17 protein-coding genes are annotated in these 21941 nt (G+C 42.7%); 6 read left to right on the top strand and 11 right to left on the bottom strand.

What is annotated here, in order from left to right; genetic code table 11:
- The first annotated feature begins 205 nt into the window (after nucleotides 1-205).
- Genes KPY62_RS04465 through KPY62_RS04455 form a run of 3 tightly spaced genes read left to right on the top strand, consistent with a single transcriptional unit; the run spans nucleotide 206 to nucleotide 3876 of the window.
- Nucleotides 206-1243, top strand: a complete 1038-nt coding sequence (locus KPY62_RS04465) for a TAXI family TRAP transporter solute-binding subunit (RefSeq protein WP_416384024.1) — start codon at nucleotides 206-208, stop codon at nucleotides 1241-1243.
- Nucleotides 1221-1793: a DUF1850 domain-containing protein gene (locus KPY62_RS04460; RefSeq protein WP_216580997.1), complete on the top strand. Its 573-nt coding sequence runs from the start codon at nucleotides 1221-1223 to the stop codon at nucleotides 1791-1793. The genes KPY62_RS04465 and KPY62_RS04460 overlap by 23 nt, the downstream gene beginning before the upstream one ends.
- Nucleotides 1765-3876, top strand: a complete 2112-nt coding sequence (locus KPY62_RS04455; protein ID WP_228730570.1) for a TRAP transporter permease — start codon at nucleotides 1765-1767, stop codon at nucleotides 3874-3876. Before KPY62_RS04460 ends, KPY62_RS04455 begins: the two co-directional genes overlap by 29 nt.
- A gap of 111 nt (nucleotides 3877-3987) precedes the next feature.
- On the opposite strand, the gene KPY62_RS04450 is transcribed toward KPY62_RS04455, so the two are convergent.
- Both KPY62_RS04450 and lipA read right to left on the bottom strand, forming a co-directional pair.
- Entirely contained in the window at nucleotides 3988-4461 is a 474-nt protein-coding gene (locus KPY62_RS04450; RefSeq protein ID WP_216580996.1) for a GFA family protein, read from the bottom strand.
- A gap of 278 nt (nucleotides 4462-4739) precedes the next feature.
- Nucleotides 4740-5786, bottom strand: coding sequence for a lipoyl synthase (gene lipA, locus KPY62_RS04445; protein ID WP_201622753.1), 1047 nt, complete (start codon nucleotides 5784-5786; stop codon nucleotides 4740-4742).
- 697 nt (nucleotides 5787-6483) lie between these two features.
- Here lipA and acnB point away from each other — a divergent pair.
- Nucleotides 6484-9087, top strand: a complete 2604-nt coding sequence (gene acnB, locus KPY62_RS04440) for a bifunctional aconitate hydratase 2/2-methylisocitrate dehydratase (RefSeq protein ID WP_216583122.1) — start codon at nucleotides 6484-6486, stop codon at nucleotides 9085-9087.
- A gap of 230 nt (nucleotides 9088-9317) precedes the next feature.
- Complete coding sequence (locus KPY62_RS04435; protein WP_228730568.1) at nucleotides 9318-9761, top strand: PACE efflux transporter; 444 nt, start codon at nucleotides 9318-9320, stop codon at nucleotides 9759-9761.
- 108 nt (nucleotides 9762-9869) lie between these two features.
- Here KPY62_RS04435 and KPY62_RS04430 read toward each other — a convergent pair whose 3' ends face one another.
- Nucleotides 9870-10667: an enoyl-CoA hydratase/isomerase family protein gene (locus tag KPY62_RS04430; RefSeq protein ID WP_216580994.1), complete on the bottom strand. Its 798-nt coding sequence runs from the start codon at nucleotides 10665-10667 to the stop codon at nucleotides 9870-9872.
- A 501-nt stretch (nucleotides 10668-11168) separates the two neighbouring features.
- Between KPY62_RS04430 and KPY62_RS04425 the strand changes: the two genes are divergently transcribed.
- Nucleotides 11169-11981, top strand: coding sequence for an alpha/beta fold hydrolase (locus KPY62_RS04425; protein WP_216580993.1), 813 nt, complete (start codon nucleotides 11169-11171; stop codon nucleotides 11979-11981).
- 104 nt (nucleotides 11982-12085) lie between these two features.
- Here KPY62_RS04425 and KPY62_RS04420 read toward each other — a convergent pair whose 3' ends face one another.
- The 8 genes from KPY62_RS04420 to KPY62_RS04385 form a co-directional block, all read right to left on the bottom strand.
- Nucleotides 12086-13162: an HpcH/HpaI aldolase/citrate lyase family protein gene (locus KPY62_RS04420; protein WP_227677198.1), complete on the bottom strand. Its 1077-nt coding sequence runs from the start codon at nucleotides 13160-13162 to the stop codon at nucleotides 12086-12088.
- Between the two features lie 99 nt (nucleotides 13163-13261).
- Complete coding sequence (locus KPY62_RS04415; RefSeq protein ID WP_216580992.1) at nucleotides 13262-14470, bottom strand: cysteine protease StiP domain-containing protein; 1209 nt, start codon at nucleotides 14468-14470, stop codon at nucleotides 13262-13264.
- A gap of 17 nt (nucleotides 14471-14487) precedes the next feature.
- Entirely contained in the window at nucleotides 14488-15339 is an 852-nt protein-coding gene (locus KPY62_RS04410) for an HAD hydrolase family protein (RefSeq protein WP_216580991.1), read from the bottom strand.
- A gap of 416 nt (nucleotides 15340-15755) precedes the next feature.
- A complete protein-coding gene (locus KPY62_RS04405) occupies nucleotides 15756-16727 on the bottom strand; it encodes a peptide ABC transporter ATP-binding protein (protein ID WP_216580990.1) in 972 nt (323 codons plus the stop codon).
- A complete protein-coding gene (locus KPY62_RS04400) occupies nucleotides 16724-17797 on the bottom strand; it encodes an ABC transporter ATP-binding protein (protein ID WP_216580989.1) in 1074 nt (357 codons plus the stop codon). Before KPY62_RS04400 ends, KPY62_RS04405 begins: the two co-directional genes overlap by 4 nt.
- A complete protein-coding gene (locus tag KPY62_RS04395) occupies nucleotides 17797-18711 on the bottom strand; it encodes an ABC transporter permease (RefSeq protein ID WP_216580988.1) in 915 nt (304 codons plus the stop codon). Before KPY62_RS04395 ends, KPY62_RS04400 begins: the two co-directional genes overlap by 1 nt.
- A 270-nt stretch (nucleotides 18712-18981) precedes the next feature.
- Nucleotides 18982-19998, bottom strand: a complete 1017-nt coding sequence (locus KPY62_RS04390; RefSeq protein ID WP_216580987.1) for an ABC transporter permease — start codon at nucleotides 19996-19998, stop codon at nucleotides 18982-18984.
- Nucleotides 19999-20210: 212 nt separating this feature from the next.
- Nucleotides 20211-21854, bottom strand: a complete 1644-nt coding sequence (locus KPY62_RS04385) for an ABC transporter substrate-binding protein (protein ID WP_216580986.1) — start codon at nucleotides 21852-21854, stop codon at nucleotides 20211-20213.
- Nucleotides 21855-21941 lie beyond the last annotated feature (87 nt).

Here is a 21941-nt window from a genome sequence, read left to right as displayed (position 1 = left end):
TGTGGTTTACAAAAAAACTTTTAAAACCCTTAAGAATAAAAGCCCTTATTAACAAGTTTTTAGCTAGCAAATAGGCTCAATTAAGGCTATAGATCGAAAGTTGCAATATAGTTTATTTAATGCGAAGATTGCTATATTATTACAGAGTATATTTAATCTAGCTTATCTTATTGTATAAGACCAACACTATTCAAGGATGAATTCAATGTCTAATACCCTGTTTAACACTATAAAGTCGCCACTATTACTATCTGCCATATTAGGGGCTAGTTTAACCATTAGTGCCTGTTCCTCTCCAAGTTCAGAAACTGCGGCAACAGATGACACAACAGCAAAGACAACAGACGCTGCGGTATCTGCAGATAAGCTTGAGACTAAGTTTGTTACTATAGCAACAGGCGGTGCATCAGGGCCTTATAATATTATCGGCACCGCACTATCAGAGATTTATGCTAAAACTTTTGGGGTTAACTCAAAAACTCAAACCACAGGTGCATCAGTAGAAAACGTTAACTTATTGACCCAAAGTAAGGTCGATATGGTACTAGCGCTGAGCGACGTAGTCACTGATGCGATTGAAGGCACCAATAACTTTGAGGCACCGATCACTAACATTCAACAGATTGCCGTATTGTATCCCAACGTTGTTCAGCTAGTGACCTCCGAAGGCTCTGGTATTAAAAATATCGAAGATTTGCGTGGTAAGCGTATTGCCGTTGGTGACCAAGGTTCTGGAACCGAAGTTAACGCTAGAACTCTGCTAGAGGGTTTTGGCATGACTTATGATGATGTTAAAGTTGATTATTTAGGCTTTGCTGACGCTGCTGATGCGATGAAATCAGGTAAAATTGAGGCGGCTTTTATTAGTAGTGGCTTACCAAATTCATCAATACTAGAGTTGCAGCAAGGTATCAAATTGCAGCTAGTCGCTATCGATCAAAATAAACTAAGTGAAATTATCAAAAATAAACCTTATTTTAAAACTTTTGAGATTCCTGCAGGTACTTATGGCAATGAAAAGGCCATACCAACTGCTGCTATTATGAATGCCTTATTGGTGCGTGCTGATTTATCTGAAGACGATGGTTACAAATTAACTAAAGCCATATTTGATAATTTAGAAGGGCTAAAAACAGCTCACCAAGCGGCTAATGATATCAGTTTAAAAACAGCTAGTGAGGGCATGGTAGCCCCTATGCATCCTGGAGCTAAAAAGTACTATGACGAGCAAGCCGCGAAATAAACCTTCATGGCTAGGACTATATTTATGGTCGGGCGCAGCATTGATTGCTGCGCTAGTTGTTTTTGCTCTATGCGCTATAGTGGATCGTCAGGATGTCATTGAATTGCGGGTTAATAGTACTGATAGAGAGGGTAAAGTCACCAATGCTGAACTAACCTGTTATTTCGTTGAACCTAACTTTCAACTGCGTTGGATCCATTCAGTAGAGAAGCAGTGGTGGGAGGAGCAGTATATCCGTAAGAGTGATGGGTTACTGTTGACTACTACTTATTTTCAAGCCTTTGGGGCCGGCACCCCATCGACTGAAGTGCTCGCTAAAGTACAAAAACCTAGCTATATAGGCTATCAAATTAATCAAAAACTACCCGCTCTAAATTGGGTAGTATCACGGCTGACTCAAGGTGAGATTGACTACGGTGGTAACCGAATTCTAATCCACAAGTTAGTGCCGGACTATTCTGAAGTGACTATCACTCCAAGAGCTTATAATCTAATAGATAGATGGAAAAAGGACTTATGTCATGAACTCCCACGTGAAGGATCACAATAGCGGGTTTTCTTTAGCTAACCATGATGCTAACTTAGCGCATCAATCTACTACTCATATAGACACTGGGGTTAACACTGATATTGATGTCGACAATGATGCCAATAATGATGTTGATCCTAGTGTCACGCAAGCGATACTAGAGAAATACGATCGCGAATCAATTACCCGTCATATCACTCATCGCCCTGTAAAATACTTTATTGCTATCCTTTGTATTTTATATTCTATTTTTCACTTATATATCACTTTTAATCCGATGCCAGCATTGCTGCAACGCTCTGTGCACGTAGGGGTTGGTTTTGCACTGATTTTCCTTATCTTTCCAGCTAGTAAAACCAGTAGCCGCAAAAAAGTTGCCTGGTATGACTGGATTTGGTTTGTGCTATCGCTATCAGGGATGGCTTATTTGATATATGAGTATCAAAGTATTGTGACCTCACGCGGCGGTATTGCCAATCAGGTCGATGTTATCTTCTCCATTATTACCGTTATTTGTGTGCTTGAAGGTAGTCGGCGGATTACTGGTTGGATTCTGCCAATATTGGCTTGTATATTTTTGCTATATCCTTTTATTAGTCACTTAGACTTTATGCCGAATCGACTACTCACTAGGCCTTATGATTTTGGCGATATTTTTGGCCAGCTGTTTTTAAAGACTGAAGGGTTATATTCTGTCGCTATTGGGGCTTCAGTTACGTTTATCTTTTTGTTTATTCTATTTGGCGCATTTTTGGCACGTTCGGGTATGGGTCAGTTATTTAATGACTTAGCGTTGGCGCTGGCAGGTGATAAAAAGGGTGGTCCAGCCAAGGTTGCGGTCATATCCAGTGGCTTTATGGGCAGTATTAACGGTTCAGCCTTATCGAACGTGGTCAGTACTGGCGCTTTCACTATTCCGCTAATGAAAAAAGTGGGTTATCACAAAGACTTTGCAGGGGCAGTGGAGGCCAGTGCTTCAGTCGGTGGGCAAATACTACCACCGATAATGGGTGCCAGTGCTTTTATTATGGCAGAGACGACTGGGCTACCTTATAGCACTATCGCTTTGGCCGCACTATTACCAGCGGTTCTTTATTATTTAGGCGTGATCGCGCAAGTGCATTTTCGTGCTGGGCGTCGTGACCTAAAAGGGATCGCCAAAGAGAGTTTACCGCGAGTAAAAGAAGTATTAAAAGCGCGTGGTCATATGCTACTGCCTATCGTATTTTTGATATTCTTATTGATAAGGAATGTCCCAGTAGGCTATGCCGCTGCTTATACTATTGGCTTTACAGTGGTAGTAAGTATGCTGCGCAAAGAGACCCGTATGGGGTTCAAAGATATTCTAGGCGCTCTTGAGGATGGGGCACGCCAGTCATTAGCAGTGATGGCCGCTTGTGCAGTAGTAGGTATTATTATCGGAGTGGTTAGTTTGACCAGCTTTGGTACGGTAATGACCTCCTCTATTGTCACTTTAGGTGCAGGGTCCTTGTTCCTTACTCTGGTATTGACCATGCTAGCATCTATGGTCTTAGGCATGGGGCTACCTTCTATCCCAGCTTATATTATTACTGCTACGATGGCAGCACCAGCATTGGCAGGATTTAATATTCCTATTTTATCAGCGCATATGTTCGTGTTTTACTTTGGCATCTTTGCCAATATTACGCCACCAGTGTGTCTTGCAGCCTTTGCCGGTGCAGGTATCTCAGGTGGTGATCCGATGAGAACAGGGTTCTTATCCTTGAAGCTGGCATTAGCTGGTTTCATCATACCCTTTATGTTTATCTATAGCCCTGCTATGTTAATGATAGATCCGACCGGGCTTGCAGTAACAGCGAAAGATTTTCCGCTGCCGTCTATCATGAGTATAGTAACTATAGTAGTGACTTCAATCATTGGGGTTTTGGCCCTTAGCGCAGCTTTAGAAGGCTATTTCAAAAGTGATATGAGTCTCATAGTACGCTGTATCTTAGCAGCTGGAGCATTATTGTTAATTTATCCTGGTCTTATCACTAGTGTAGTAGGCGCTCTAATCATACTAGCTATAGCAGTATTAAATACTAAGGCTAGCAAGTCGCTATCTACACTTTCTACTGCTTAGTACTCAATGCTAAGCGGTGTTAGCTAAGCGTTCATAAACAGCCATAATGTAAAAAGAGGTCCCTTTATTCAAAGAGGCCTTTTTTTATGAGCAGCAGTTAATCCATAGCTACTAGCCTTTAGTTATTCTGTTATATAAACCTTTAGCCAGCGCCTTTATTAGCATCGCCTGACTTTGTACAAAGCCATGATATTTAGGCAAGTCATCGTCCATGTCTTCAACACGGCGATTATAGAATAGATGCATAGTAGGTTCAGGTAGCGCCGCCATATCAGGGTAGTTGGTAGTAGGCACTAAGATAAGGTTGCCAGATAAAGCCCTCTCGATACTAGGTTTATTGCAACGAGTACATAGACCACGGCTGATATTTGGCGGCAATTTCCAACGGCGAAATTTAGTTCTTATTAGGTTTAAATCACTGACATCTGACTTTAGTAAAACGGTCACATCGTTATAAGCTTCACCCGTGAACTCTTGGCAGATAGTACAGTGGCAGATAAAGCGGCCAACAGGCTGATTGTTAATAGTATAAGTATTGCTTTGACAGGAGCAAGAGCCTTCTTGCGGGATAAATTTATGGCTCATCAGTCATTCCTTAATAAGAAAATTTATCTATGTTTATTATGCTTAAATATAGCATCATCTCAGGCATGTGATGGGCTCACACACCAATAATTAGAGGATGACCCACGTTTGGTGCATAGAATCCACCCTGCAAAAGCCGAAGATGCTAATCTAAGTTTCGATACTACATTACTAGATTTTCGGCTGGAAAAAAGCTAGGGCATTAGTAGAGCGTTTAAAAAAAAGGAGACCTATAGCAGGTCTCCTTATTATCTATAAACAGCCTAAGAAATAAAATTCTAGCAGCCCAATTTACCTTCAGCAATAAGGGCCTTTTTACTACGGATAGGGGCTGGGCAATCTTCACCATAATACTGACGGTCGGCGAAGTAGCTTGAACGTACCATAGGACCCGCCCAAATATTAAAGAAGCCAATCTTTTTGCCGTAGTCCATATAACGCTGGAATTCATCTGGATGCACATAGCGATCGACTGGCGCGTGGTTCTTACTAGGCTGTAAGTACTGACCTACAGTAATCATATCCACGTTATGCGCTTTTAGATCGTCAAGCAGAGTATAGATTTCTTCTTCAGTCTCGCCTAAGCCCACCATAAAGCCACATTTAGTAGCGATATCGGGACGACGTTCTTTATAAATTTTCAGTAAGTCTAACGAATGCTGATAATCAGAGCCGGGACGGAAAGCTTTATAAAGACGGGGCACAGTTTCAATATTATGGTTAAACACATCTGGTGCTGTTTCTGTGAGTAAGTCTAAAGCGATATCCATACGACCACGGAAATCAGGAACTAGGATTTCAATTAAGCAATTCGGGCTAAGTGCTCTTGCTTCATTGAGTACTTCAACGAAGTGAGCAGCGCCACCATCTTTTAGATCATCACGATCAACTGAGGTGATAACTGCGTATTTTAGCTTTAGACCTAAGATGGTTTCGGCAGTATGGCGTGGCTCATCAGCATCTAGCTGATTAGGGCGACCATGACCGACGTCACAGAATGGGCAGCGACGAGTACAGATGTCACCCATAATCATAAAGGTAGCCGTACCATCAGAGAAACACTGTGCTAAGTTCGGGCAAGCGGCTTCTTCACAAACGGTAAATAGCTTTTGCTCACGCAAAGTGGCTTTAATACGAGCTACTTCGGCAGGGGATGACAGTTTAACCCGTATCCAGTCTGGCTTTTTCTTGGCCTCGACGGTCGGGATCACTTTAATTGGGATACGCGCAACTTTATCATAGCCACGTAATTTTTCGCCTTGGATGGCTTTCTTGGGTTTGACTCTGGCAGCAGGGACGTGCGTTTGTACGGCTAATGAGCTCATAGTTCTTCCTAACCCTTATGATCCTAAACCTTCGTAATCCAAATTGTTACAGGATAAGGGTTTAATTTATTATTTGACGACAGTGATTATTCATTAATAGCGAGTGTTTTGAATGACCCAATTATAGCAAAAATAACTATTTTTATCATCTTTGTATCGTGACAGAATAGATGAAAAATAAACTTAGATACGGTTTAGATAGTATTTAGATACTATAATAAATAGCTATCAATGGGTTATAAGATTTAGTCGGAATGCCGCGCTCAGTTGTACTCATTTATGACTCTGAGATACAGACGTGGAAGCGAGTGGTTATAAGGATAATGCTAAAGAATTACTATATTGAATATAAGCGACTTGAGTGACAACCATCGAGATTAAAGTGCGCCATAGGCGTAGGCTTTAATCTAACAGAAATGCTGGCAAAAAACACGGCAAAATTAACTTAACATCTATATTGGTTCTATTTATCACTATTTATAACCTAAAGTTTATTAAAAGCTATCCATAGTAGAAAATACCTCCCATTTCGCTAATAAATGTTGGCTATACCTAGCTGTTTACGCTTTGGTCATTAACATTTTGGACGTTTTACGCTATATTAACAGCCATAAATATCCCATTTAGCGTACCGGCGCAGGCAGTCATTCTGACTACCCACGTGCTGCGCTGATAATTAATGACGAGGATGACTATTGTGTTACAAGCTTATCGTAAACATGTCGCAGAACGTGCCGAGCTAGGAATTGCACCTTTACCCCTTAGTGAGCAACAAGTAGTAGATTTGGTTGAATTACTTAAAACCCCACCTGCAGGCGAAGGTGAGTTCTTAATGAACTTGTTAGAAAACCGTATTCCTCCTGGTGTTGACCAAGCCGCTTATGTTAAAGCTGCTTTTTTAGCCGCTATCGTAAAAGGTGAAGCTGAGTCTTCATTAGTCAGCAAGCAAAAAGCAGTACAAATCTTAGGTACTATGCAAGGGGGTTATAACGTCCAACCCCTAGTTGCTGCTTTAGATGATAAAGAATTGGCGCAAGACGCTGCTGAAGCTCTAAAGAAAACTTTGCTAGTGTTTGACGCCTTCCATGACGTGACTGAAAAAGCGGAAGCAGGCAATACTATTGCTAAAGAAGTCGTACAGTCTTGGGCTGATGCTGAATGGTTCTTAAACCGTGCAGAAGTACCAAAAAAATCAACTTATACTACTTTTAAAGTCAGTGGCGAAACGAACACTGATGACTTATCTCCGGCGCAAGATGCGTGGAGCCGTCCTGATATCCCACTACATTCACTAGCCATGCACAAAAACTCTCGCGACGGTATCGTTGCTGATGAAGAGGGCGTTGTTGGTTCGATGAAGCAGATTGCTTCGCTAAAAGAAAAAGGCCATCAACTTGCCTATGTTGGCGATGTAGTCGGTACTGGCTCTAGCCGTAAATCAGCGACTAATTCTGTACTATGGCTGATGGGTGACGATATCCCGAACGTTCCCAACAAGCGTGGCGGGGGTCTAGTATTAGGTAATAATATTGCTCCTATCTTCTTTAACACTATGGAAGATTCAGGCGCTCTGCCTATCGATGGCGTTGATGTCAATAATTTAGAGATGGGCGATGTGTTCGACATCTATCCTTATGATGGCAAAATCACTAAACATGACTCTGACGAAGTGCTGTCTACCTTCAAGCTAAATTCAGCAACACTGCTTGATGAAGTACGTGCTGGTGGCCGTATTCCACTAATCGTTGGTCGTGGTTTAACCAATCGTGCTCGTGAATATATGGGTCTTGGACATTCAGATGTATTTGCTAAGCCAGTTGAGCCAGTTGAGACTGGTAAAGGCTATACGCTTGCGCAAAAAATGGTTGGTAAAGCTTGTGGTTTAGCAGGCGTTCGCCCTGGCATGTACTGTGAACCAAAGATGACTACTGTCGGTAGCCAAGATACTACTGGTCCGATGACTCGTGATGAGCTAAAAGACTTAGCTTGTTTAGGTTTCCAAGCCGATCTAGTATTGCAGTCTTTTTGTCACACCGCCGCTTATCCGAAGCCGGTCGATGTAGAAACTCAGCATACGCTACCTGACTTCATCATGAACCGTGGCGGCGTAAGCTTACGTCCAGGCGATGGTATTATTCACTCATGGTTAAACCGTATGTTGCTTCCAGATACGGTTGGTACTGGTGGTGACTCGCATACCCGTTTTCCAATGGGTATTTCATTCCCAGCTGGTTCGGGTCTAGTAGCATTCGCTGCCGCAACGGGTGTGATGCCACTTGATATGCCTGAGTCAGTCCGTGTTCGTTTCGTTGGTGAGCGTCAAGCTGGTATCACTTTACGCGACTTAGTACATGCGATCCCGTATCAAGCGATCAAAGATGGCTTATTGACTGTCGATAAGAAAGGTAAAATCAACGAGTTCAATGGTCGTATTCTTGAGATCGAAGGTCTAGAAGATTTGACTCTCGAGCAAGCATTTGAATTATCAGATGCCTCAGCGGAACGTAGTGCAGCCGGTTGTACTATTGCCTTGTCTGAAGAGTCAATCACTGAATATTTGAACTCGAACGTGACGTTGCTGAAATGGATGATTAGTGAGGGTTATGGTGATGCGCGTACTATTAGCCGTCGTGTCGAAGGTATGCAAGAGTGGCTAGCTAATCCAAGCCTAATGCGTGCAGACGCGGATGCCGAATATACCATCGATATGGTTATCGACATGAGTGAGATCAAAGAGCCAATTCTTTGTTGTCCGAATGATCCAGATGACGCTAAGACTTTAGGTGATGTCGCGGGTGATACTATTGATGAAGTGTTCATTGGTTCATGTATGACTAACATCGGTCATTTCCGTGCTGCCGGTAAACTGCTACAAGACGTCCCAGCAGGCAGCTTGAAAACTCGTCTATGGATCGCGCCACCTACTAAGATGGATGCGCGTCAGTTGATGGAAGAAGGTTATTACAATATTTATGCGCAAGCCGGTGCTCGTACTGAGATGCCAGGTTGTTCACTATGTATGGGTAACCAAGCACGTATCGCACCAAACTCTACAGCAGTTTCGACTTCAACCCGTAACTTCCCGAACCGTTTAGGTCAAGGTGCTAACGTCTATCTAGCTTCTGCTGAAGTAGCTGCGGTCGCTGCGGTATTAGGTAAACTACCAACTAATGACGAATATCAGCAATATGCTGGTATGCTAAACAGCATGGGCGATGAAGTGTATAAATACATGAATTTCGATCGTATGTCAGAGTACACCGAAGAAGCTAATAAAATTAGCGTTGCTCAATTGAGCTAAGCTTTAATGTAAACATTTCTTCGCTAGTTAAATACAAGACCCTGTATCTTTATGATGCGGGGTTTTTTGTTCAAGGTAACCCAAAAGAGTGGGTGTCTGATATGCCTACTTCCATGTATAATAGATTAGCAGGCGGAAACCGTGGCTCTGCACTTTGCTTACCTTTTTTTCTAACTTTTTTCGGGACGGACCGATACTTTATTATGCATCTATGTGCTTTGGAGTCTTGGTTGATTACTTTATCCCCCATCAAACGGCGTTTGGTCTATGTGACTGTTTTTGAAATCATTGCTATTATCTCATCTACTTTTGTACTGATGTACTTAAGTGGTAGTGACGCATCAGAATCACTACCTGTTGCTGTAATGGTATCGTTGGCGGCAGTAATTTGGAACTTTATTTACAATACGGGGTTTGAAAATTGGGAACGTCGTAAGCAAGTAACACAGCGTACACTATTGATACGCAGTGCCCATGCGATAGGTTTTGAGGGCGGCTTGGTTTTGATTTGTCTGCCGTTATATATGATTTGGTACGATGTTGGTTTCATCAAAGCCTTTATAATGGAAGCTGCGTTACTGCTATTTTTCTTAGTTTACACTTTCCTATTTACCTTGGGTTTTGACAAAATATTTACCTTACCGCATCACTATAAAAACGCTTCTGCTTCTTAATAAGTAACTATATTAATACCTATACTTTTGATTATATAGCTTATTCAAATAAAGACTGCACATTGACAGCCTTTCTAATTATATGGAATAGAGCAGTGTTATCAGTTTTTATTTTCCCATATAAATCGGCTTACGCTTCTCCATAAATGCGCTGATGCCTTCTTTAAAGTCATCCGTTTTTGCTAGCATAGTTTGCTGATCAACTTCCATATCTAGTGCTTCATTCAAACCCATAAAGCTGTGAGTATTAATCATATGCTTCATTGATGCCAAGGCTTTGCCAGGCAGGTTACTCAAGCGAGTTGCTAATGCTAGTGTCGTTGCTTCTAACTCGTCGCTACTGACCACATTATTTACTAAGTTTAGACGCGCCATATCATCGCTAGTGAGCTTATCCCCAAGCATTACCATCTCAGTGGTTTTTGCCACTCCAATTAGCTGATTCAATAAGTAGACACCACCAGCGTCGGGCACTAAGCCAATATTGACAAAAGCTTGCACAAATTTGGCATTGTCAGCGGCGATACGGAAGTCACAAGTCAGCGCTAAGTTCATCCCAGCACCGGCTACAGCGCCTTCTAACTGGGCAATAATCGGCTTATGGATAGCGCGCAGTTTCAAACTAATTTCAGCAACTTCGCCCACCATAAAGTTAAGCTTATCCGCTAGAGCATCACCTTCCATACCATTTTCTAACATCTCCCCAATATGCCCACCACTTGAGAAGTTATTACCAGCACCTTGCAATACAATTACTCGTACTTGCTCATCAGTATCGGCCTTATTAAGTGCCTCCATCATAGCGTTCTTAAGGGTGGTACTAAAAGCATTTAAAGTCTTTGGATCATTCATAGTAATAGTGGCGATATGATCGTTAACTTGATAATTAACTGAAGGCTGCGACATAGGTTTTATCCTTATTTTAGTTTGCGGTAATAAATCATTAGATGCTCATTACTATAGCAGTTTGGATGGTTTATAAAAGCAGGTTCTATGAGCGTTCAGACTATGCATAGATTCAGGTCTTATAAGTGGCTTCATTGCAGACAAATTTTTGTACAATTAGGGGTTAATGCCAAAAATCCGTTTGTAAAGACTGAGGCTATAAGTTTAGTTATCCTAATGGCTAAGCAATAATACTATTAAATCAATGGATTATATTCTATGATAAAAACATTGAAATTTAGTTTATAGTCAGTCCACTAAAGATTTGCTACAGAGTCACTGGTATAAGTTTGCGCCTGCCTCAGTTATATCATGGCTTTTAGCCAGAAAATTTATATCAGTGACTAGCGATTTATTAGTTCTAAATAGGATTGACTATATTAACCGACCAGCTGGCTTTAGAAGTTAGTTAGTAAATCAATCTAATTTATTAAAGTTATCATTGCCTACAAGGAAGTGGTTATGCCTCATATTCAGCTTAATAATGCCAATATATATTATGAAGATAGCGCGCCTGAAGAGCTGCATAAGCCTGTCATAATATTCGCCCATGGACTACTGTGGAGTACGCGAATGTATGACGAGCAAGTTGCCTATTTTAAAAAGAACTATCGTTGTATTGCTTTTGACTTCCGTGGCCAAGGTCAGTCGCAGATTACCAAAGACGGCTATGATATGGACTCGCTAACTGAGGATATAATTGCCTTGATGGATGCGTTGACCATAGAGAAGTGCAATTTCGTTGGTTTATCAATGGGCGGATTTGTAGGCCAGCGTATCGCTATTACTCATCCTGAGCGCTTATTATCACTAATTCTATTAGAGACCTCGGGTGATGCTGAAGACCCTGATAATATCCCTAAATACGGTAAGTTAATAACTGCTATTCGCTGGTTAGGTATGAAACGTGTCAGCAAAAAGATAATGCCTATTATGTTTGGCAGCACTTTTTTGACAGATAAATCACGTCGGGCGGAATATAAACAATGGCAAAAAATGCTAGAGGGCAATCATAAGGTTGGCGCAACTAAAGCCACCAAAGGGGTGATTGAGCGTGCAGGTGTTTATCAGCAGCTGGATGAGATTAATACACCAACGCTCATTATAGTCGGTGATGAAGATATGGCGACCCCTTATCCTAAAGCTGAGCGTATACATTTTGCTATAGCAGGGTCAAAGCTGGCTGTTGTAAAAGGTGCTGGGCATACGGCGACTGTAGAACAACCTCAACAAGTGAATAATCTAATTAGCAAATTCTTGGGTAGCTGCCTTTAGTGGTAGAAGCTAGGCTAGAAATTAGCTTATAAATTAGCTATTAAAAAGCCGTTATCAAATTTATAATAACGGCTTTTTTGTTATTTAAGGCTTATATCATACGCTTACAGCAAGGGCTTATAGTCACTATTACCATCATTAATAGTACCAAAAACTTCAGCGCGATTGACTACTTCAGTCGCCCACGCACGATGAGTCGCTGGCTCTAGCATAGTATTATTATATTTAAATACCGCTTTGGCCTCGCTATGGAGTATGGCTTGCGCTTCATCTAACATGCTGGCAGGCACGCAGTAGGCTTGCTGCACTAGAGCAATTTGGCTAGGATGAATAACAGTTTTGCCGACTAACCCTAAGCCCACGTCACGAGTTAACTCTTGCATAAATAGTGTCGGCTGGTCTAAGTACTCAAAGACTGGCGCTGACAGATAAAACCCATGAGGCACAAAACAGCCGAGCAGCTGATAAGCTAAAGTACCAATCGGAGTATCATAGATGATACTGTTCTTTGGCCGGCGCAAACGTAGGGCTGCAAATAAGTCGTTACCACCGATACGTAAGGCAAATACCGGCTGACTAAAGGCTTCTTTAAAACCGATAGCCAACTCTTGGTTGTGATGCGGATCAAATAGAGCAGCGGTCTCTAGAGTCGGCATCAATAGTTGGTCGGTATCTAGATTTTGACAAGCCATACGCCAATTAGATAGGCTATACATATCGACTTTAGGTAATACAAACCCATCGAGCAATCCAATATGCCTAAAATCTGCTAGTTTCTGTAGCATCATTGGGTTGCGTGGACGCACGAATACTAAGGGTCGGGTAGGCTGCTTTGATTGCGGCTCTATTTGATCAACAGCTTGTCTTGAAGGCTCATTGATCATATCAACATGCGCCGCCCAGGTATCTAACAGCGCTTGTAAGCGTATCAATGCTAACTCTATGTCGCTATGACTAACCGCATCTTCTAAACAGATAATAATACTGTTGATCGTCGAGAGTTTATCACGCTTGATAACTTGCCAGATATCTTGTCGCGTAGCAGGCATGTAGAGACTAGCACCCAACTGGTAAGGATGATGGGTGTGCGGCTTAACCAGCGCATGCCGATCGGTAATGAGGTTGGCATAAGACTGAGTGTAATTATAAAGGCTGGACTCGTTTGTTGTCATATCGGGCATAATTAACGTCGTAAATAGTGATAAAGGAGTGAATATAATTAACAGATCTTGACCATAGCAATACTATAAATAGTAGGTTTAAAATAGTGATTTAAACTACTAATTATCTGCGGTTGTATTACGTTGCTTGATTAAGGTAATGGCTTGATAAGGAAGTATTTTAACACCTAATACCTCAATATTAATATCTCGCTGAGCACATAAATGTCTTAATAATAAAGTATCGGGATGGTTGGCTGTCGCTAGCAAAACACACTCAGGATCACGGCGCAATATCGCTCTTGTTGCCTCGGCAATAGTCGGTTTAATACGATTGCGATTGCTAATGTTATAGTGTACTGCCAGCTCATCAATTAATGCTGCGGTCTTATAGCGTGGCTGTCCAAAGGTGGCTAAAGCCACTGGTAATGCCGTCAGCTGTTGTCTTGCCGTGTCAATATGATCAATGAAAGCTAGACTATGATCAACTTCTCCTAAGTTATCATAAAATATACTGCGATGTAGCCCGTATTGTGGCTCAGTATATAAGCTACGTGATATAAGCCCTGACACGGTACTATTTAACAGCCCTGAGGGAATTAACCAGTCGTCGGTACTGGCTGCTAGCCAAGCCACACCAGCAGGATCAGCAAGGGTTAACAGCGGCACAACACTTAGCCCTTGATGAAAAAAGTTAGCAAAATTCATATCAGTAGAGTGATTAAATGACGCGAGGCTACTCGCTAGCTCTTGATAGATAGCCCCTTTACCAGTCCAGCCATCGACAAATACTATAGGACTATTCGGATAAGCCTCCAGCAACCTTTTTAGGGCTACAGGATCAAGGCCACGATCACGAATGATACTAATACCATAATGCACACTAGGCAGATTGTAAGCACTATTAGCGTCGGCTAAAGCACGTTGTAATAACACCCCTACTGGCAAGCCGGCACGCACTAAACTGATTAAAACTAACGGGGTTTTAGCAGTGACGCTTTGATAAAAAATATTATGTAAAGAATAGGCTAAGTTGGCGATATCAGTAGCAGTGCGCTGGGTGCCTTGAGTCAATGCTTGAGCGTATAACTGCTCGTGCATCGCAGTCGGAGCGCTCTCTAAAGTTAACATATCTGAGTAATGACGTTGACCGTTTTGAATTAAGGCTTCTTTTTGGCTGACTGGCACATCGGCAATGGCTTCTTTATTGACGATATCTAACAGGACAATGACATCGCTGGCAAGATAACTGCCTGAGCCATAACGAGCTAACTGAGCTATTTTTGTAGCTTGATCCACTGGAGAGATAGCAGGGTTATCTTTATTCATTATGATGGCCACGCCTGTTATCGAGAGGTTGATGCTGATTGTAGCTCTGAATGTAGCTGCCCATGGTTGGGCATACCGTACCAGTCTAGTAATTGCAGAAATGGTAGATCTGCCAAACTATCACCAAAGCCAAAACTGGGACGCTGACTGTCTAAATGGTGTTCTAGCAGGAACTGCACCGCATGACGTTTATGAATAACATGCGGGAGTATCGCTAAGTTATTAGCATTTACGTGCACATAAAAGTGCTGATCAAAATCCCGTATTAATAACGGTAATTTATCGGCCAAATCTACTAATACTTGATGGTCTTTTTGCGCATGTTTAATAGCTAAATAAATGGTTAACTTGCGCTTATTAGCACCATTATAACTAATCTTGCCACTATCAAAAGTATCGCTATGCGGCGTAAACACTAACTGACTGTTAGCCCCTTTACTGTGATTAGCAAACACTTCGCTTAGTTGGTTGAGCTTATCTTGTAGTGGTGCAAGCTGCTGATACATATGCTGTTGCCAAGCCGCCAGTAATTTATTATCTGGGCTTAGTATTATCGCGCCATGAGTCAATACTTGCCAACTGTCAAAAGGCAGTTTGACTCGTTGTATCTCCGATCTATCACGAGCAGTGACTACTATCAATTCAGTGCTAACAAGCAGCCAGCTAAAAAACGCCGCTTGGCGCTGGGTCATAAAGCTTAATGGCTCGCCTTGTTTATTTACGCTGGCGCAAATTAAGTTTTCAGCTTCACCGGTCGCTAAATCCCAAGCGTCAATTTTACGCTGGGTCTGAAATAGAGTATCGTCCAAATCCATTAGAGCGTAAGGTTTGATGAGGTTTGCACTAGGTTGGAAAAATGGGAAGGTCATTGGATTTTCCAAAAATAGAATAATAGCAGGGCTGCTTAGATAGGGCTTATATACAAATATTTAATGGATATAAAGCGCTGATTCTTAGAGTTGTTAATTAGCTATCTAGCATGCTTTAGCCAAGTTCAGACAGTATAACGATAATCATAAAAAAGGTCAGAATAAATCACTAATAAAGAAGGAAAAGTATTGTAAGAGGAGTGGATTCAACCCATTTGGGGTTGGGTAGATAAGCTTGAAGGAAGAAAAAATGAATGGCTGCGTTATAAAAACGAGTTAGAGCTGAGCAGAGCTATTGATTTGATAAACTCAGAAAATTTAGCTTGTAAATATTCTGAGCTTATTGAAGTTTGATTATTCAAATAATAGAACGGCCTTAAGCTGGTAGGGCTGATCGTTATAGAGTCAGCACCTAATTATCCATATATCTCTTCTAGTCGTAAACAGGAGACCAAGCGTCCTTGCCACTCACGCAGCTCAGGCTCAATTTCGCTACAGATAGGCTTAGCATAAGGACAGCGTTTATGAAGCGCACAACCACTTGGCGGGTTAAGAGGGCTAGGCAACTCGCCTTGTAAGGTCAGCTGTTTTTTATGTCCGGTCACTGAGGGCGCTGCCGAGAGTAAAGCGATGGTATAAGGGTGTTTGGGATCATCGTAAATAGCATCTTTAGCACCATGCTCAACCGCTTTCCCTAAATACATCACCATCACATCATCGGCTACATGGCGTACGACAGAGAGGTTATGCGAGATAAAAACATAGGCGGTGCGATACTCATCTTGCAAGTCCATAAATAAATTCAGTACTTGCGCCTGAATAGAGACGTCAAGGGCTGATGTCGGCTCATCAGCGACCACAATTTTAGGGTTGAGCATCATGGCGCGGGCAAGAGCAATACGCTGGCGCTGACCACCAGAAAACATATGCGGATAGCGACCAGTATGCTCAGGACGTAAACCAACGTGCTTCATCATGGCATGCACTTTGCTGCGTTTTTCTTCTTTGCTCAGCGTGCTATGAATATCTAACGGTTCGGTCAGCTGAAAACCAATAGTATGGCGTGGGTTGAGACTGCCATAAGGGTTTTGGAACACCATTTGAATCTCAGTACGTAAGTTCTTAAGCGCACTTCTGCTATAACTGGTAGTTGCCTCATTATTAATAAATAGCTCGCCACCGGTCGGCTGCTCTATCAAAGTAAGCTGGCGTGCTAAAGTAGACTTGCCACAGCCCGACTCACCGACAACCGCTAGGGTTTTCCCTGCCTCTAACTCAAATGAGATGCCGTTCAACGCCTTGACAAAGGCTTTACCTTTTCCTAATCCTAGAGACACCTCATAGTGTTTGTGTAGGTTGTCGGCCTTTAAAACGATTTTATGACTCATATTTCAGACTCCAGAGTAGCCGTTTGAGCAGTCCGAGTAGGATGTTCAGGAAGGGTGGCGTGAATACAGCGAACCTCGCCATTTGGGGTTTTTAAAATAGGTGGCGGCACCTCACAAGCCGGCTCTTTATAGGGGCAACGTGGCGAAAGCAAGCAGCCTGTTGGACGGTCATACTGGCTGGGAACCACACCTGGTAAGCTATTCAATCTATCTTGTCCAACTGCCAGCTCAGGAATAGCTTGTAGTAGCGCCTCGGTATAAGGATGGGCAGGTTTTTGAAATATTTCTGGCACGGTACTAGTCTCGACCACTTGACCGGCATACATGACGGCGACATCACGAGAGTTCTGCGCCACTAAGCCTAAGTCATGAGTAATAAGCACCATTGCCATTTGCTTTTCGCGCTGCAGGCGACCGAGCAAATCCATGATTTGAGCCTGAACCGTCACATCGAGAGCGGTTGTCGGCTCATCAGCGATAAGCAATTTCGGCTCACAAGCTAGCGCCATTGCAATCATCACTCGCTGACTCATACCGCCTGAGAGTTGATGCGGATAGACACGCAGACGGTTCTTAGCATCTGGCATTTCAACCAGCTCTAATAACTCTAAAAGACGCTGTCTTACCGCTGCTCCGCGCAAGCCAAGATGGGTGGTTAATACTTCGCCCATTTGCATCTCGACCGTAAAACTTGGATTAAGGCACGACATGGCGTTCTGAAATATCATCGAAATATCTTTGCCAATAATCTTGCGCTTTTGTTTTGCCGGCATAGTTAACAGCTCTTTGCCATCAAAGTTCAGTCGATCAGCAACGACAGTAGCAGAAGAGGGCAGTAATCCCATCAGCGCCATCATAGTGACTGATTTACCTGAGCCAGATTCACCAACAACCGCAATGACCTCTCCTTGTTTTATTTTTAAAGAGACGTCATCGACTGCACGAAAAGCTCGTGCTCCTTCGCCAAAAGTAACCGATAGATGCTCAATATCGAGGAGGAGTGAGTTATTGGTGGCAAGGGTATTCACCGGGCTATTCACGTCAAAGCTATTTACTTGAGAATCGTTCATTAAGACACCTGCTTCAATTTTGGATCTAAGGCATCACGCAGACCGTCGCCCGTTAGATTGATAGACAAAGCAGCTAAGAAAATTGCTACACCTGGCCAAATCGCTAACCAAACATTGCTTTGGATATATTGGCGAGCAGTACCTAGCATTGCCCCCCACTCAGCATCAGGTGGTTGCACACCGAAACCTAAGAAACCAATCGCGCCAGCTTCCAAAATAGCAGTAGAGAAAATCATAGTAGCTTGGACGATTAAGGGCGCCATACAGTTGGGTAGTATAGTAATAAATAACAGCCTTAATACGCCTGCACCCATAACTTTTGAGGCTATAAAATACTCACGTTGCAGCTCAACCATGGCTGTAGCACGAGTCAACCTGATAAAAGGCGGTGTGCATACTAAGGCAATAGTAATAATGGTATTAGTCATTGACGGCCCTAAGATAGCGGCAATAATGATGGCAAGCAATAGGCTTGGATAAGACATCAAAATATCATTCACTAGCATGACCGCTTTGCCCCAAACCTTGGGCCAAAAGGCAGCACTTAGTCCTAAAGATACCCCGACAATCATGGCTATAGAGGTAGCACTGATACCAATAAATAGCGAATAACGTGCGCCGTGCATAACGCGCGAGAGGGTGTCGCGACCAGCATCGTCGGTGCCCAAAAAGAACATCGAATCACCACCACTAAAGAAGGATGGCGGTAGCTGCTCTTTACCGGTAAATAACTCATAAGGGTCATAAGGCGCAATAGTAGGGGCTAATATGGCGACGATAACCATCAGCGTTAAAACGATAAAACCCAGTACGGCGCCTTTGTTTCGACAAAAGGTGTATAAAAACAGCTGCCAAGAAGTTGGCGGTTTAGGGGAAACCTGCGCAACATCGGAAGGAATTATAGAAGGCTTCATTGGATATTCCTTTAGTGAATTAGACCTTGTTTTACTCCACTGGCTTGCTTACTTTATTGCGCTAAGTTGCTTATTTAAATTGCTTATTGCTTGAGCTAACTTAGCATCTGCTTGTCTTAGGCAAGCTGAGTAATACAAACTTAGGGACACAAGGTCATCATGAGCACTATGGGTAATTATTAAAAACTATAAATAGCTATTGTAGATACAATTATGATGAATTACAGAGGCATCAAAAATGTAGCAAGTGGGCTTCACCCTAACAATAAACTATGAAGAATGGCGAATTCTAGGATTAATAAATCCATATAAAATATCGATCATTAAGCTCACCAGAATCAGTGCAGTGGCGACCAATAAAATACCATTTTGTACAATGGGGTAATCACGAGTAAAGAAGCCATCTAGTAACCAGTTGCCAACGCCCGGCCAACTAAAGATAGTCTCAGTAATAATGGCCCCAGCCAATAATGTAGCCATCTGCAATCCCACTACGGTGACCACAGTGATGAGCGCATTACGCATCACATGAATCAAAATTACCCGTTTTGGTGACAAGCCTTTGGCTCTTGCGGTACGCACGTAATCTTCGTCTAACACCTCAAGCATTGCTGAGCGGGTCATACGAGCAATCATAGCTAGAGGAATGGTAGATAGAGCCACTGAGGGTAAGATAAAGTGTTTGACAACGTTCCAAAAGGCACCGGGCTCACCAGAGCTTATAGAGCCTAACAGCCAAGAGCCATATAAAGGTTTGACGTCTAAGAACTGGGCGACAGAAATGACCCCAGAGACTGGTAGTAGACCTAAATAATGAGCAAAGATACCCGTTAAAATAGGACCCAGTAAGTAGATAGGCATAGAGTAGCCGGCAAGTGCGCCCGACATTAAGGTATAGTCAATCCAAGTGCCTCGACGCAATGCAGCAAAAATACCCAAACTGATACCAACCACACTCGCTATGGTAATCGCGCAAAGAGCTAATTCTAACGTCGGCACAAAATGGGCAAAAAAATCTTGTAATATAGGGGTGCGAGTACGAAAGGATTCACCAAAGTTACCTTGCAGTATCCCAGTGAGATAATCCCAATATTGTACGGGTAAGGGTTTGTCTAAACCAAGGCGGGCTAAAGCCTGCGCATGTAGCTCAGGATCAACCATACGCTCGCCCATCATAATCTCAACAGCATCGCCAGGTACGAGACGAATGAGAATAAAAGTCGATAGGGTTAAGCCAATATAGACAGGAACTAAGATTAAAATCCGGCGTAGAATATAAAGTAGCATAGCTCGGCTCGTTTTTATAAAAGTGGCTTTTAGCAAATATAGCTCAGGCTTAGACAAAGGTGGCTGGAACAGAATCTCTGAACCAGCCACAAACGTATATAAAGCAATAACTATCAAGTAAAAGGCGGCACTAAAGTTTATTAGGTATTGGTATTGAAGCTAATACTAGTACTGAATGCAGCACTGGTATTAGCTAAGGCTGTTTAATGCCCTTATTCAATATCAACGCCATCAAAGCGAATTGAGCCGAGTGGGCTGATTTTGTAGTCTTTAACGTTAGGAGTGGTTAATACCGTCACCACTGAGTTAGCAACTGTGGTCCAAGGCAGTTGATCTTTAAAGATAACCTGAGCTTGCATATAATTGGCAATGCGCTCATCTTGGTTGGTAATGGCACGCGCATCCGTCACTAGCTTATCAAAGTCTTTATTACACCAGCGTGAATAGTTATTACCACCAACCGCATCACAAGATAATAAAACGCCTAACCAGTTATCAGGATCCCCATTATCGCCAGTCCAACCAGCTAGGATAGCCTCAGGCTCGCCTTTGCCAGCACGCTTTAGATACTCGCCCCACTCATAAGTCACAAGCTTGGCTTTAACACCGATTTTAGCCCAATCCGATTGAATCATCTCTGCCATTAGTTTGGCATTAGGGTTATAAGGGCGCTGAACTGGCATATACCATAAGTCGATTTCTAAGTTTTTAGCACCGGCTCCAGCTAGTAGAGCTTTGGCTTTTTCGATATCGTAAGGCGCGTCTTTGATGTCTTTGTTATAGCCCCACTGCGTTGGCGGCATTGGGTTGGTGGCTTTGATACCAGAACCTTGATAGACCGCATTGATAATAGCGTCTTTATTAATCGCCATATCGAGCGCACGGCGAACATTCACATCTTTTAGGTCTGGCTTTTCAGTGTTATAGCCTAAGTAACCAACGTTAAAGCCAGCCTCATCTAAAACGTTTGCTTTGCCAGATTTTTTGGCAGAGTCCACTTCAGAGGGGTTAGCATAAGCTGAGACATTACATTCGCCTGCTTGTACTTTTTGCGCACGAACCGCAGAGTCCTTGGTGATAACGAAGATAAGGTTGTCGATATGAATATCGTCTTTGTTCCAGTAGTCAGGGTTTTTGCTATAACGAATCTGTGCGTCTTTTTGATAGGAAGTAAAGACAAAAGGTCCAGTACCGACCGGCTTAGTGTTTAGGTCAGCGGCTTTACCAGCGTCTTGTAATTGCTTAGCGTACTCTGCAGAATGCACATAGGCAAACGGCATGGCTAGGTTTTGTAAGAATGGCGCGTTGGTCTCAGTCAGGGTGATTTTAACCGTATAATCATCAACTTTTTCTACCTTGTCGATGATTTCAGGTAAGCCCATGCCTACTGAATAAGGGAATTCAGCCGGATAGTCTTTATTAAAGGCAAAGTCTGTATCGACTAGACGTTCGATAGTGAAGATAACGTCATCAGCATTGAAGTCACGCTTTGGTGTGAAGTAATCGGTCTTGCCGAACTTGACACCTTTACGTAGATTGAGGGTATAAGTTTTGCCGTCTTCGCTAATTTCCCAACTTTCTGCTAAACCTGGCTCAATTTCGGTTTCGCCGCGTTTGAACTGGACGATACCGTTAAAGATGGGGTAAGAACTGGCATCAAAGTCAGTACCTGCCGTATATTGAGCAGGATCAAAACCGGCAGGGCTACCTTCTGAACAATAAATTAGGGTCTTAGCTGCTTTGGCATCGCTGCCAGCATCTGCTGTCTTGTCGGTGGTTTTATTGTCGCCGCTACAGGCACTGATGCCCAAAGTTAGGGCTGCTAATAAGGTAAGCTTGAAAAATGGGATTTGCATTGTGATAACATCCTGTATAAACCATCAGATAATTACCAATTAATAAGACGACAGTGACACTATGCGCCACTAATATCATCCTGTAAT

The sequence above is a fragment of the Psychrobacter sp. TAE2020 genome, from assembly GCF_018919485.1.
Lineage (GTDB): Bacteria > Pseudomonadota > Gammaproteobacteria > Pseudomonadales > Moraxellaceae > Psychrobacter.
This window is presented reverse-complemented; position numbering and strand designations above follow the sequence as displayed.

Bases quoted from the DNA above. Each gene is read 5' to 3' on its own strand.
- KPY62_RS04465 (WP_416384024.1), top strand. From the start codon at position 206: ATGTCTAATACCCTGTTTAACACTATAAAGTCGCCACTATTACTATCT.
- KPY62_RS04460 (WP_216580997.1), top strand. From the start codon at position 1,221: ATGACGAGCAAGCCGCGAAATAAACCTTCATGGCTAGGACTATATTTA.
- KPY62_RS04455 (WP_228730570.1), top strand. From the start codon at position 1,765: ATGAACTCCCACGTGAAGGATCACAATAGCGGGTTTTCTTTAGCTAAC.
- KPY62_RS04450 (WP_216580996.1), bottom strand. From the start codon at position 4,461: ATGAGCCATAAATTTATCCCGCAAGAAGGCTCTTGCTCCTGTCAAAGC.
- lipA (WP_201622753.1), bottom strand. From the start codon at position 5,786: ATGAGCTCATTAGCCGTACAAACGCACGTCCCTGCTGCCAGAGTCAAA.
- KPY62_RS04430 (WP_216580994.1), bottom strand. From the start codon at position 10,667: ATGTCGCAGCCTTCAGTTAATTATCAAGTTAACGATCATATCGCCACT.
- KPY62_RS04425 (WP_216580993.1), top strand. From the start codon at position 11,169: ATGCCTCATATTCAGCTTAATAATGCCAATATATATTATGAAGATAGC.
- KPY62_RS04420 (WP_227677198.1), bottom strand. From the start codon at position 13,162: ATGCCCGATATGACAACAAACGAGTCCAGCCTTTATAATTACACTCAG.
- KPY62_RS04415 (WP_216580992.1), bottom strand. From the start codon at position 14,470: ATGAATAAAGATAACCCTGCTATCTCTCCAGTGGATCAAGCTACAAAA.
- KPY62_RS04410 (WP_216580991.1), bottom strand. From the start codon at position 15,339: ATGACCTTCCCATTTTTCCAACCTAGTGCAAACCTCATCAAACCTTAC.
- KPY62_RS04405 (WP_216580990.1), bottom strand. From the start codon at position 16,727: ATGAGTCATAAAATCGTTTTAAAGGCCGACAACCTACACAAACACTAT.
- KPY62_RS04400 (WP_216580989.1), bottom strand. From the start codon at position 17,797: ATGAACGATTCTCAAGTAAATAGCTTTGACGTGAATAGCCCGGTGAAT.
- KPY62_RS04395 (WP_216580988.1), bottom strand. From the start codon at position 18,711: ATGAAGCCTTCTATAATTCCTTCCGATGTTGCGCAGGTTTCCCCTAAA.
- KPY62_RS04390 (WP_216580987.1), bottom strand. From the start codon at position 19,998: ATGCTACTTTATATTCTACGCCGGATTTTAATCTTAGTTCCTGTCTAT.
- KPY62_RS04385 (WP_216580986.1), bottom strand. From the start codon at position 21,854: ATGCAAATCCCATTTTTCAAGCTTACCTTATTAGCAGCCCTAACTTTG.